Raw genomic sequence first — 14093 nt, 5'->3', positions numbered from 1 at the left:
TACCGTCGGGGCAGACAGATTAACGTGATCTCATTTTATGAGTTTCTCGAAAGGAGTCTTGAATGAATATCTCTTTTGCTAATCGAGCCTGCGTCATCTGTGCGATTTTGATGGCAGTCTTAGTGACACATCCGGTTCAAGCCGCTGCTGATGATCCTGCGGTCACGCGTTCGGTCACTCGCAGCCTCGACTATCTAGCGAAAGAGCAAAAGCGACAAGGCCACTGGGAAGCCAACGGGGCCACCTATCGCGTCGCGATGACTGCACTGGCAGGTACGGCTCTTTTAGCAGAGGGGTCGACCACCACGCGTGGGAAATACGCTCAAAACATTTCACGAGCTGTCGACTTTTTAGTCGATATGTCTCAGCCATCTGGGCTCATCGGTTATCCAGACGATTATCACTACACCTACGGGCACGGCTTTTCCATGCTCTTTCTCTCCCAGGTTTATGGCGAAGAAGAGGATGCACAGCGGCGAACGCAAATTAAGAATGTGCTGGACAAAGCCGTTCGGTTTAGCGCTGAAGCTCAGACCAAACGGGGCGGGTGGGGATACGTTTCTGCCCGAGAGGGGAACGATTTCGACGAGGGCTCCACGTGTGTGACGCAAGTTCAAGGTCTGCGTGCCTGCCGAAACGCCGGTATCGTGGTCCCGCGAGAGATTATTGACCGGGCCAAAAAGTACATTCATGATTGCATGACTCCCGAAGGGGGAGTGCAGTACAGCATTCGTGGGGGAGGAGCACGTGAACCGATCACTGCAGCGGCCGTTGCCAGCATGTACAGTGCTGGCGATTATGGTGATTCGAAAGATGTAGAACTCATGCTGAAATACTGCAAAACCAACATCTGGCCTGAAGGAGGCGGGATCAAGGCGAACGGTTTCGGACACTGGCACTACATGCACTACTATCTCGCACAGGTCATGTATCGTGAGAAAGACCTCTGGGAGAAGTACCGTAAAGAGATCGAGGCTCGCCTCATCAGTCAACAGTCTCCTGATGGGTCGTGGCAAGATAACAGCGTCGGCCCGGTGTACGTCACCGCGATGAACGCTACGATCCTGCAATTGAAGAACGGGTACTTGCCAATCTTTCAACGCTGACGATAAACCGACGTCTGCTCAAACTCTTGCTCAAGCAGATACGCCCCGACATCGAATTCTTTCGGTCTCTCTTCCCGGCCAAGGAGATAGATCATCGGGTCATCTTCTTTTTCAGCGACCGAGACAGACTCGACGCCTAGCTGGGAAAGATAGTAATTCAGCGGGACGCTCAAAAGCGGGTTGGACATGCCGATACTCTCTCCGGATTGATCCAGTTCGACAAGCAACTTTGCCAGATCCTCAGCCTCTGGGTACGAACCGGTGTCCTCAAACTTCGTGATGACATCATCCCGAATAAGGAAGAACGACATCCCCAGGACCATCATGAAAGAGACGACTTGCACAAGTTGAAGCGTTCGTTCAGGTGATCTGCGAAACATGGTGAGACATTCTACAAAGCCGTTTGCGACCTGAAGTAAAAAAATCGGTAGCAGAAAGATCCAGGTTCGGTCAAAGGGGATCGCTCGTTTCAGAATCAGCACGGCCAGACCACCGAGCACGACAGTGGGAAAGAAGAGAGCGGCTTGCCAGTTGCTCTTCCGGATCGACGTGATCGTCCCAACCAGAAAGCAGAGAACGAGCAAAGCGAGTCCCACAGTCGGGATGCCGCGACTCATCATCTGGACGGTTTCAGCCAAGTGTGAGGGCAATTCTAACACGAACTCGCCCCACGAAAGGGGCTCCACAAATCGATTCGCGACAATAGGCGAAATGCCGTTGCTCGCGAGGATGACAGGTGAATAAACCACGAAAGTCAGCAGCAGGCAAGCCATGCTGTACCGGATCAGAAATCGCTTCAAGAGTTCCAAACCAGAACCGTTCATGAGAGTCCGAATAACGACCAGCCACAGCACTATCCCAGCTGCAAAGAATAAATACGACGGCATTACGAACAGACCGCATGCCGTGACAAACGCAAAGGGCAGGGGACTGGGCAACTCTTGATCTGATCTCAGTGAAAGCAGGATCTGTATTAAGCTCAGTAACACGACCAGCGAGTAACCACGTCCGTTCGTGTCGTACAAAATGAAATAGGGGAAGAGGGCAATCAGAGCTGCAAAGAAATAGCCTGCATTCTGCGAGAACATCCTCTTCGCCACATGAAAGCCGACAAGAATCGAGCAGAGACCTGCCAGAATCGCAGGGAATCGGAGGCAGATCGGACTGCTTCCGAAGATCAACGTCGAAAGCTTTACCAGAAGCGTGTGACCGACGTGGTTATTGGGATCTGAATACAGGAACAAATACTGCGGGGCACGATTAATGTACTCGATGTAAGTGTAAGACTCATCGTACCGCATCGGTTGATCAAGGAACTTGAGCCGCACAATCGCGCCGAGTCCCATCAACATCAGCAACGGAACCGGGAGCAGGCGTGGGAATGTTTCAGGCAGACGGCGCAGAAACGAAAGCAGTCGCCGTGATCTCTCAATGAACTCTCGACGCAAGAGAGCCCACAACGGTGGAGACTTACTGGTCCTCTGAAACAAATAGAGACTGGTTGCAAAGAAAAGGAGTGCATAGATCAGGAGCAGACATGAAAGTGTCTGACCACGATCGTTCCATAATTCTGAAGGGACGAGACGTGCTGCAATACGGAGACCGACAGCAGGAATCGCCAGGACGAGAAGGATCACTCCGAAGAGAGCACTGAAAAGCGACTCGATCAAATGATTACGAGATGCCATCTCCAGCGACCTTCGGTTTCGACCATGTCTTTGTCACGCACAAGGAGTGTGTGACAAAATCCCTAGCGAGTCAAACCGACGTAGAAGCTGAAGACACGAGTCTCGTCTTCATCCTGCTGCAAGATTGGCCAGGCGAAGTCGAACGCCAGCGGGGCAGGGCCCATCGCGGGGACAACCATGCGGAAACCAAAACCTGCGGTGACACGAAAATCGTCGAAGCCAGCCTCGGGTTCGACAGTACCAAAGTCCGAGAAGACTACGGCACGGATATTGTCAGTCGCTGTGAGCGGGAACATATATTCCGCCGAGCCAACTGCCATGAAGTCACCACCGACAGCGAAGTTGCCTTCCCGAGGAGTCACCCCACGGAATTCAAAACCACGAAACGATGAGTAACCACCAGCGTAGTAGCGTTCGAAGATTGGAGTATCGTCCCCAGTCCAGCCTGCTTGTCCGGTCAGTGCCAAAATATGCTTTCCAAGGCCATCAGGTCGTTCATGAAGGGTGAAGTATTTCCCTGCTGAGGCGTCGATACGTGGATAGATAAACTCACCAAAACCTTGTTCGTAAGTCAGGTCGAAATTGTGTCCCTGGCTTGGATTGAACGAGTTGTCACGAGTATCGAAAGACAACGTGAACGAGGCTGTGGAAAGGAAATTGTCTCCATCAACAGCAAGCAAGTCGGGAGGAACCGGACCGTTCGTTAAACTGTAATCACGAATTTGAACATTCTCAAGTCGTAACGCGGTCGATGCCGACCAGTAGCGATTGAGTACATATCCAAGACTGATCCGTCCACCCAATCGGTCTTCGGTCCAGTCATCATAGAAGCGATTGTAATAAAATCCGCTCAGTCCCAAACTGAAATCTGTCCCCATGAAGAAGGGATCTTGCCAGCTCATCAGATAACGACTCACCTGTGAACCTGGGACAGCTTCCATTCGGAAACTTTGGCCAGCACCACGGAATGCCTGACCGTTCGTGACGTCCGCCCAGCTGCGAGGGACGCGGAATAGGTTGAAGTTGTCTTCTTGAAGAGTCAACTGCCCGACGACACCGGCGTCACTGTTGACTCCGACACCGAACATCAATCGCCCGGTTCGTCCTTCTGTGACATCGATATTCACATCGACGAAACCAGGAGCAGGGTTCGAAAGTGCATCACCGAAAGGATCTCCTTGTGGAGAAACTCCCTGTTGGTAGTCTTGTGGATATGGATTCCCAAACTGATCCAGTCCCTGTGCTCGAACAATGTCATTCGATTGCCCACGAAAAACTGCCTCGGGGGAGATGACGACTGGTGTGGGATTCTCGTTTTTTGGTTGTTCCCGAAGCGGCCGCTGAATCTCAACTTCCGGGGAATTTTCTTCTTCAAAAACGCTGGCAGGGAGAACAACTCGTCCTACAGTCTCTTTAACCGGCGAAATGTATGTCGCTCGCAAGTCGAAGTCGTGATCGAATTCTTCGCTGAAGAGTTCTTCAGCTTTGGTTTCTGCCACTCGTTCCGGATTTTGTCCACGCTGAGCGATAGCCGGGATGTACTCCAGTCCATCGACAGGTTTCAAGTCGAATGTTGGAGGGTCTGTCCGCTCCCAGATGGGACTTCCCGAGACCCGCTGTTGTGCCATACGGAGATCACGTCCACTGGCGAGTGTCCCCGGTTTCAGGAACCTGTGAACCTGATCGCGTACCACAGTTTCCTGTGTGTGAGTGTGATCGCCACGAATGTGGATATTGATCTGGCCAATGTAGCGAGGAATGTCTTCGTCAATTTGATAAGTCAGGTCAACAATTCCGGAGTCGTCTTGTCGGAAATGCGGGGTCGGTTCCACCTTCGCGAAGACATGACCGAGTTCGTCGTACTTGTCCTTCATTGCGGAAACGTCTTTACGCAAGAATCGGGAATTGAAGTGCTCCCCGGAACTCAGCTCGAGTTTGGTCAAGAGCTCGTTACGTGGAATGACGGCAGCCCCGATCACGTCGATGTTGCCAACTTTGTAACGTGTCCCTTCAGCGATTGTGAAGTTGACGGTCACTTTTCCATCGGCTTCCGAGATCGACTCACTCACTTCGACATCAACATCAAAACAGCCCAGTCCTAAATAGTACTGTTTGATGGTATAGACATCGTTGCGAACAATTTCCGGATCGTAGTCTCCACCGATCCATCCTGCTCCGAGGTTATCGATAGGAGTTTTGGTGGCGATTTTTGTTTTGAGCACACGAGCGGAGATAAAGTGGTCACCGACGAAATTGAAGTTGATATCGCGAACTTTGACCTTCGGACCTTCTTCGATATGAAAGACGACTTCACGGTCATCCTTGGCGTCACCTTTTTGCAGCGTGACTTTCGCGAACCGATAACCCTTCTCGGCATACAAGGATTTGATGCGAGAGACCGATTCACGATTCGCAGCGACGTCGTAGCCGTGACCGGTCATCAGTCCTGTGTGAGCCTGAAGCTCACTGGTCTTGATTTTGTCGTTTCCGACAAACTTCACGTCTCGCAAGATTGGGCGTTCAACAACTTGAAAGACGAGAACCGGGCCATCTTTTGTCTGGCGATAGAACGGCTTTACGGAATAGAACCAGTTCGTCTTCAGAAGTTTTGTAACGTCTTTTTGAATCTGATGTGGAGATGGTAAGCGTCCCTGTCGGGAATCGATCTGCCTCAAAATGGCATTCGATTGAATGGTGGTGTTCCCTTCGACAACGATTCCGACCAATTCTTCATTCAGCAGGGTTTCGACATTGAATTCAGTTTGTTGGATGACGGGCTTTTTAGGCTCTTGTGCTGGGCTTTCTGCCAATGCTCGATTGAGTCCAGGGAGGGCTGCTGTTTTCGAAGGAGTTGGCGCAGGGGTAGCCTTCTCTTCTCCAGAAACTTTCTGGAATGCAGGATCCATTTGCGGCGCTGGACGAGCCTGAGCCGGCGCAGGGGAACTGCTTCCTGGAAATGGACGTTGAGCCTCCACGGAGGACACGAAGCCACCCATGATGCAAAATGCCAGCGCGTTTCGACCGACGAAACGTCGCAAGCTGGGCTTCAATGCCCGTCGACGAGTGTCGCTAGTGACACGATTCATCGAATCTGCTTTCGGTTCCAATCCGATCACGCCCACCAATTGAGCAAACGAGCCCAAAGTTGAACGCCAATGGTGATCGGGATGCCAATCGCTTCCTGCGATTTGACATAACAAGGAGGGTATTTGAATTGAATCGCAGCTTGAATCTTGAACTCTTCAGGAGACCTGTGAAGTGGTCGCTTTCCTCAGACTGTGAGTGGGCGAATTCAGATTTCAGGATCGGTTCCAGAATACTCAGGCTACTTTGATACCGTGCTGCTTCACATGAAACAAAACGATCGTGGGGAAAATGATATGGGACGTGAGACCACTTCCAATTTGGAATATGGCAATTTTGATTTCTCAGAAAGCTAATAATTCAATTCGAATTTCACGGCAAGATGAATTCTCGCCTGCAGAACGCAACAATCATGACAAAGCATCAACTCTGAGTGATATCAACGCTTTCTTCCTCGGATTCTCAAGAAGACATCCAGGTCATCTTCAATCTGTCGGTAGAACCAAAAAGCGGCTGCAAACGCAGCTAAACCGCCAAAACAGAGGAGTTGAGCGAGTTGCAGCAGTTCCACCGAGACAATCGTAATGGCAGCTACAGAGAGCAGTGGAATGCTGGCTGCAGCAATTAAGTAGTATCTCAAGTACGTTTTCAGCTTTTGCAGATCCTGCCGATCCTTGCACTGTCCGCGCCCCTTTTGCAGCAACGCAGGATAGAGCACCTGTACAGAATACCAGGTGACTCCAAAGAAGGGGTACGCTGTGGCAATTAACCCAAAAAGAACCAGAGACCCTACTATGTGTGCGTACTCTGAAGTCGAGACATGAATTCCAATCGCTTGAAATGCCACCGGGTACGCGACTCCGGCGATCACCCACAAAAGCAGGCAAATCATCGCACATCGATGCCCCAGCAGCAGAGCCGATTCCCTGACTAAGCCGGTTTCCTGGGAGGCTTCTGGATTGCGGATTCCCCGTTTTACCTGGGCTGCCAAGATTACCACGAAACTGATTCCGACTGGAAAAGCGATTCCGTTGATCGCACCAAGAATCGCTTCGAAGGTCTGCCCGGGAGCCATCTCATCAAAGATCGCTCGCTGGTTGTAAAAAAAGTTGCCGACAGCAGAGATTCCGTTGGGAATCAAATTCAGGAGCAACACCGTCGCGACAATCCAGTGACGAGCCTTGGATCGCCAACTCTTCGCGGGAGGGTCAATCAGTTCACGAGCACGCGGTTCGAGGCACATTTCGAGTTGCTCGATCAATTCTTCCGCATTCTGCCAGCGCTGTTCTCGGTTTGGTTGAAGCAACTTCTCAAGAATTCGCATCAACGATTCGGGACATTCAACAAAATCTGGAGAGATTTGCTCTCTGGAAAGACCGCGACTTCTTCTCTCCAGCATGTTATCAATGGTCTGCCCTGATAAATCGCCTCCGCCCAAGTCATCAAACGGACGAGTACCTCGCAGCAGTTCCCACAGCAAGACTCCCAAAGAATACAAATCCGAGCGCCCATCAAGTTCGTCCGCTTGAGTCTCATGCCGGGGAGAGCAGGCCTCCAATTGCTCTGGAGACATATACGCCAAACTTCCTCCGAAATAGGCTGTCGGATTCGTTCCAGCGACGGAACTGCTGAAGCTGATGTTAAAGTCGGCGAGTTTTGGAACGCCCTCGGCACTCAGCAAGACATTGGCCGGTTTAAGGTCTCGATGAAGGACTCCCTGCCGATTTGCATAGTCCAAAGCTTTGGCAAGACGAATTCCCATCCAGACGACGACCTCCGGCCAGGACTTTCCAGCAAGTTCCTGACGCAAACTGGAATCGGTCGGCGAAATTTCACCTTTCGAGTCTAACGTCCCATCCAGAACATCGATGAGGAGTTGACCACTTCTCATTTCGACCGGTGTCATTCTCACTCGTTTCGTCACCGACTCCAGCGTCCCTCCGGGAAGGTACTGCATGTACAGTAAGCGGGCAGGGGGCGTCTCAACAATCCGCTGGTCGTAAACGCGTACAATATAATCGTGATCGAGTTGAGCAAGCGTTTGCGGTTCTGTTCCATGGTCAGCAGAAACCTTCACTGCTACGAGTCGCTGCATCGAAATCTGACGAGCGAGAAAGACTTTCGCAAACGCTCCCTGACCGAGCAGCATGATCAAGTCGAAGTCATCAATCACTTCGCCCGCTTGAAGATCAAAGACTCCCGAAAACTGATCGGAAGAAGAGATGACGGTTGCGTTGATGTCAGGAGATTGGCTGGCAAATTGACGCAGACCATCAGCTTGGTCCGGGTATCGCGCGAAGTAATCACTAATGCAGACCGCTTCGTCGACAGACTGCCGACAAACATATTCCTCGAAAATCAGGTCAACCGGCAGAGCGACCGTTTGCAGTTCCGTGAACTCTTCACTGTATTCATCAAGTGATTTCGGCAGCGAATACTCTTGCCAGCGCATTTCGAGATCGACTTTGATCAGCTCAACCAAAAACTCCATTCGCAGCAGGGAGGAACTCGGCAAGAACTCAGAGATGTCTGGCGGACCATTCTCGTCAACTTGATCCCATGCCGCGAGAAATCGGTCCAACGAGTCCGTCAGCAAATCAATGGCATCATCACTCATCGTTGATTTGTGAGTGTCCATTGAATTTGATTCCGATGCGGACATAACCGATGACAAGCCCATTCCAACTTTGTGACTCACGAAACGCCAAAGTCTCCTCCAACCGAAACCGGCTTAACTGCCTAAACTCTACTTCACGTTTCTCTACTGGTGTTCAGCCGGACCACAGAGCAAGATGAGAGAGACTACAAGTTTTTCGCCTTGAATGTATCTCCCTGATTGATATCTCCTGTTTCCAGCCCTTTGCGGAACCAGCGTGCTCGCTGTTCTGCCGATCCATGGGTGAATGATTCTTCGACAACGTAACCGCGAGCCCGTTTTTGCAAAGTGTCATCGCCAATCATCGCTGCCGCGTTGAGACCTTCTTCGATATCGCCTGGTTCCAGCAGGTTTTTCATTCTTTCTGCATGATGTGCCCAGACACCGGCAAAGAAGTCTGCTTGCAATTCCAAACGAACCTGTAAAAGGTTGTACTCCGCTTCGCTGAGCCGTCCCCTCTCACGCTGAACCATCTCTGTGATTCCCAGTAGATTCTGGACATGATGTCCAACTTCATGAGCTATCACATATGCCTGCGCGAAGTCTCCTGGAGCATTCAGCTGTCGTTCGAGTTGATCAAAGAATCCGAGGTCGATGTAAACTTTTTCATCGCCGGGGCAATAGAACGGTCCCACAGCGGCACTGTTAAATCCGCATGCAGAGGAGACACCATCTCGGAAGATGACAAGCGTCGGTTCGCGATAGGAAACGTCGGTTCCACGAAAAATTTCGTTCCACACGTCTTCGGTGTCAGCAAGAATCGTTGCAACGAAATCCCGCATTTCTTCTTCAGCCGGGCTCGGTTTGCCAGCTGGAGCTGCATTCTGTTGGCCTCCCTGGTTGGGAAGTTGCTGAGCAACTCTGAAGACTTGTCCGAGATCTCCTCCGGAGAAGATAAAGACCGCGATGAGAATGATGATCGTTATCCCACCGCCGAGCGCCTTCCCGCCACCTTTCATCCCTCGACGATCTTCAACGTTACTGCTCTGTCGGCGACCTTTCCACGAAACCACGGCTGAATCCTTGTAAGAATTGATCCGAAAACCTGAATCTGGTCTCTCTCACGATGAGAAAATTCCTCACGAAAGAAGTCTCCGGACAGAGATTCAGGAATGTCTATTTCGACAAATCTAACATGTGCAGGAAGCGAACCACAAATGCTGCGTGATCTTCGTTCGCAGAAAATAAGAAGTTGACAGTAGAAGCTGTCAGGACATGAACGATTGGGGCAGCAGGCAATCAAGCAGCAGGTTGCCAATTCACACCCTTACACCTCAGCCAGCAGTCGTAATTGGCTCACCAAAGGAAAGGCTCCGCAGGGCCGTTACTGGTGATCCTGTGTTACTGGTGATCCTGGCCAAGTGCCCAAGTCGGGCCTGAGCGGTTGAACGTCGAGGAAATATACGAAGCAAGTCGTACGTCAGCGGTCGGGACGTGGCGTTCCATCTCTTCAGCGAATCGAGGTGGGTGTGTAGAAGTTCTCAGGGATTTACAATAGTCCACAAGCATGCCGCGACCATCCGGGCAATCATGAATCAGATAATGAACCCAGGCCCAGGCTTCCTGGTAGTCAGCGCGGTGCATCTCCGAGACGGATTCAATCTGCTCCAGACGATGCAAGTCAGGCTGCCATCCATTCGAAATCGCTTTGGCTAATTGCGGAGCATGATCGGGATGTCGACGCTTTGAATCGAACGTGCGCGTTTCAAAATACTCAGCGATTCCTTCATCCAACCACAACGGAACGGTTTGCAACGATGAATGTAAAACGCCATGTGTGTATTCATGCCGCAAGTCTTCAGCCATGCTCGGTCCCCAATGTGCGTAGACCGCAAGTTCAGTGGGTGAACCAATAAAAAAGGCCCGGCGAGGTGGCAAATTCGGATGCTGCTTCTTCATGTATTCTGCGTACCGGTCTTCATCCTTAAATAGATGAACAATGACAGGGCGGTTCGCAGGTGGAAGTTCAAGAAGCTCGACGATCTCGGCCCGTAGCGCAGTCAGCTCTTCAAAGACGGGATCATCTTTAGTGATTTTGACATCTGAACGGACCTGCAGTTGGTCCATTTTGACTTTGTATTTGTCCGGCAAGCCAGTCACGTCTCGTCGAACAAACATGCAGCTGGAAGAGAACAGACTCAGCAACGAAAAGACGAAACAGAGATAGCATTGCCATCGCTGCTGAACGACTCTCTCCGTCTGATTCATCATCTGTGATCCCAAATTTCGCCGAACACCTGCAGTGTTCGACTCACGCCACGAACACGAGAAACACAACTCTGTTTTAGACCGTCATCTCGGGACGATGGTTCGGCAGCCAGACAGGTTCGATCCCATCGTTCTCGAAAAGATGGGCAAGGTGTAAGTGGCAGGTAAACAGCATGATTTGCTGACCATCATCCGCGACGTTGAGCAGCGTCTCGACGGCAGCTTCCGTACGAATTTGATCGAAGTTCACGGTGACGTCATCAAGGATAAGCGGAAGCTCGACTCCGCGAGCTGCGAAGTCTTTAATCATCGCTAAACGTAATGATAGGAAGACTTGTTCACGTGTCCCACTACTCAGCTGTTCAACACGCAGCGATTGCTTGACATCGTCGTCAACGAATAAGGCCTTCTCACCCAGTGGAGTCCAGACTTTCTGGTACTTGTCACAAGTCAGCTGGCTTAAATACTCAGAGGCAGCTTGCAATGTTTGTGGTTGCCGGCCCTCTTCGATCTTCGATCTCAATTGCTCAACAACACGATCAGCCACACGGTTTGCAAACAGGGATTCGCTTGCCTTGCGAAGCTCATCCGCAACTTGTTCCCGATCAAACCGAAGCGATGCAACTGATCGGTCTTCTTCGATTGCATGAAGTTCCTGCTTCAGCTTTCCAAGAGTCTGGTATTCAGACTGAAGAGCTTCATCGATTTCCTGAAGCTCGTCTCGAATTTCTGTAACAATCCTTTTGTTGGAAGCTTCGTCGTACTCAATGAGCATTTCTTCCGTAATCACCAGCTCAGGTTCTTGAGAGGTAACCTTGTCGAGGTCTTTCTCAGCTTCTCTTAATTTCGCTTCAAGAGTCTTACGCTCATCGATGGCTGCTAGCTTGGCTGCAATCTCACCCCGGTCGGCAACTCCCATTTGCGAAAGCAACAGTGAACGTTGTTCACGCATCCGTTCGACTCGATCAGCGATGCGTGCTGCGTCACGGCGTTTTTCTTTCGCTGTCGAGCGTAGTTGTTGTCGTTCACGTCGCCGCTCACCGAGTAGTTGAAGCTCGCGGTGCCATTCTGCGAGCAGCTGATACGGATCCCGGACAGCGATTCCGCGACCTTCAATTTTGTTGGAGAGTTGTTGAACTTTCTCCAGGAATGTATCCAGGACTTTGCGTTGTTGCTCTTTACTTTGATGCGAGCGACTCCATTCATGTAAGACATGCTTGGCGTCAGCAATTTGCTGGCACTGGGCGACAGCTTCAGAGACTTTGAGAGTTTCGATGAGGCCCAAAGTTCGCAGGCTTTCCGTCCACTCTCTTCGGGACTGACTGACTCGCTTCTGGTAGTCCTGCAAACTGTTTCGCATTCGACTCATCTGCCGACGAAGTTTTTCGATCCGTCCAGAGTCGTCATTCACCGTTTGTAAGCTGTGTAATTGTTTACGCAGATCAGCAAGTGTTTCGTCGATCAGTTCGGAATCATCCTGTTCCGCGATCAACGTTTGTGGTGCTGTTCGTTGCGGGCGTAGCAAGTTGCGGCTGCGAATTTTTTGAATCTGTGATTCGACTCGACTCAGCTCTCTGCTCATCTTTTCGCGGTCGACATCATTCCCGGCAACCTGGATTTTTTGCTGGGAGAAATACTGCTTCATCGTCCAGCAAGTCCCCAACGCACCCAACCCCAGCAGCGAATAACAGGCTCCCAAAGTTGCCAGGTAACCTCCGCCAGAGAACAGACCTGAGACCGCGCGGTATGACCCAAACAGGAACAAAATTGCGCCAGAAATCGCGAAGAACCACAAGACGTTATAGAAGAAGGGGGGGAGTTCCTGCTCCACCACTTCTGCTTCTGCTTCACGTGTTTCGGGAAACAGCTCAAGAGTTTTCTTGATGTGCTCCTTACGAATCCGCAAGCCGCGTAAATCTTCAAGCTGATCAATTTTGTCGCTTAAATCCTGACGCGTCTCCTCAACCGACAAAGTTCCAAGACCGCGGCGCTGAGAGTTCTCTGCCTGTTCATGCAGCTTCAGAGCAGCTGACATTCTCTTGTATTTTTTGGCAGCTTTCGTGCGTGCACGATTGGCCCGGCGATAGCGGTCTCCTTGCTCCAGCAGGCTGTGCAATTTCACAGGAGAGAGATCGGTTTCTTCCAACCGCTTGAGTGACCAGTGACCTCCTAAATTCCCCAACAGGCGTTGAACTTCCTGTTCGCGAGGGTCAGCCACAGGGCTGCCACTTTGCAACTGTTGTTCGAGGAGTTGCATTTCGCGGGTTTGCTCATGCAAGTTCTGAATGGCACACGTCTCTTCTTCCAACTCAGGGCGAAGTTTGATTTCCTCCGCCTGTTTTTGCAGACGCTTTGCTTCGTCGATTAACTGTTTCCGCTGCGAATCAACTTCGGAAAGTTCGAGTTCGAGTTCATCGTAGCGATTCAGAATATCAACATCGACGTTCGTGACCGGTAACTGCTTCAGTTCCAGTTGGACAGCACGATGTTTCGCCCACGGTTCCCAGGCTTGATTCAGAAACTGGTAGCCACGTAAATCCTGTTGCAGATTTTTCTGTCGTTTCTTTAATTCGCTGACAGTCACATCGTGTTTTGTGGTCTGATCAAGTAGTCGAGTGTGCCGCTGTGCCGGTTGACCGACACGTTCGAGTTCACGGTCGATCTCTGCCAGTTGCTGAATGAGTGAATGAATCTCGCCTTTGCGGCTATCCGGATCAATCAGGAAACGTTCGTTCTTTGCGAACGCATTCTGGGCCCGGACAATCTGCTCACCTTCTCGTCCCAGTGACAATCCATAAATCTGCTCAGCGACTTCATCACCGCTCAAGGTTGCCAGTTGCTGAAGTTCGTTCAGCCCAATCGCAAAGACATCTTTGAATAACGATTCGCTCGCATCTCCGAGCAAGCTTTGCATCAGCGGATCAGTCTGTTCCCGTCGCTGTCCGTTGATTTCCAGAACGCCTCGCGTTCCTTTTTCAGAGACTCGGCGGATGCGATACGATTTGCCTTGATGCGAAACTTTCAATGCTCCGGAGCAAACAACTCGTTCGCGTCGACGACTGGCGTCAACTTCATCACTCGGCTGGAATCCGTACAGGACTCCGCGGATGAACCGCATCAGCGTGGACTTTCCCGCTTCATTCGGGCCGTAAAGAACCGTCACTCCCCGATCATGAAAGGGAAGCGTCACTTCCTTCCAGACTCCGAATTGATCGACTTCCAGTTCATGTATTCTCATAGGATCCCTCCTCTCTGAATCGTGGTCCGCTCGTCTTCGATTCAGCTCTTTGCCTCACACGCAAGGTGTGGGAATCAACGTGTTTCTTTGGAATGCTTACTTGTATTCGCTGC

The 14093-nt window shown here is 51.1% G+C and carries 7 protein-coding genes; 1 reads left to right on the top strand and 6 read right to left on the bottom strand.

Annotated elements, in window-relative coordinates; genetic code table 11:
* Positions 1–62 precede the first annotated feature (62 nt).
* Positions 63–1106, top strand: coding sequence for a prenyltransferase/squalene oxidase repeat-containing protein (locus tag ACN0YR_RS15280; RefSeq protein WP_417850110.1), 1044 nt, complete (start codon positions 63–65; stop codon positions 1104–1106).
* On the opposite strand, the gene ACN0YR_RS15275 is transcribed toward ACN0YR_RS15280, so the two are convergent.
* The 6 genes from ACN0YR_RS15275 to ACN0YR_RS15250 form a co-directional block, all read right to left on the bottom strand.
* Positions 1097–2794 (bottom strand): glycosyltransferase family 39 protein, encoded by a 1698-nt coding sequence (locus tag ACN0YR_RS15275; RefSeq protein WP_417850109.1) that lies wholly within the window; start codon positions 2792–2794, stop codon positions 1097–1099. The two genes, ACN0YR_RS15280 and ACN0YR_RS15275, sit on opposite strands and share 10 nt — an antisense overlap.
* A 62-nt stretch (positions 2795–2856) precedes the next feature.
* Positions 2857–5880 (bottom strand): BamA/OMP85 family outer membrane protein, encoded by a 3024-nt coding sequence (locus ACN0YR_RS15270; protein WP_417850108.1) that lies wholly within the window; start codon positions 5878–5880, stop codon positions 2857–2859.
* A gap of 437 nt (positions 5881–6317) precedes the next feature.
* The gene (locus ACN0YR_RS15265; RefSeq protein WP_417850107.1) at positions 6318–8516 is read right to left on the bottom strand and encodes a serine/threonine-protein kinase; all 2199 of its coding nucleotides are present in this window, start codon (positions 8514–8516) and stop codon (positions 6318–6320) included.
* Between the two features lie 164 nt (positions 8517–8680).
* Positions 8681–9547 carry a neutral zinc metallopeptidase gene (locus tag ACN0YR_RS15260; protein WP_417850106.1) on the bottom strand — a complete coding sequence of 289 codons (867 nt, stop codon included), beginning with the start codon at positions 9545–9547 and terminating at the stop codon, positions 8681–8683.
* Between the two features lie 328 nt (positions 9548–9875).
* Complete coding sequence (locus tag ACN0YR_RS15255) at positions 9876–10745, bottom strand: DUF1570 domain-containing protein (RefSeq protein ID WP_417850105.1); 870 nt, start codon at positions 10743–10745, stop codon at positions 9876–9878.
* Positions 10746–10818: 73 nt separating this feature from the next.
* On the bottom strand, positions 10819–13980 hold the full coding sequence (locus tag ACN0YR_RS15250; RefSeq protein ID WP_417850104.1) for an AAA family ATPase: 3162 nt from the start codon (positions 13978–13980) through the stop codon (positions 10819–10821).
* Positions 13981–14093: the final 113 nt, after the last annotated feature.

It is taken from the genome of Thalassoglobus sp. (genome assembly GCF_048270125.1).
Lineage (GTDB): Bacteria > Planctomycetota > Planctomycetia > Planctomycetales > Planctomycetaceae > Thalassoglobus.
The sequence above is the reverse complement of the archived record's forward strand: the minus strand, read 5'-3'. Positions and strand labels throughout refer to the sequence as shown.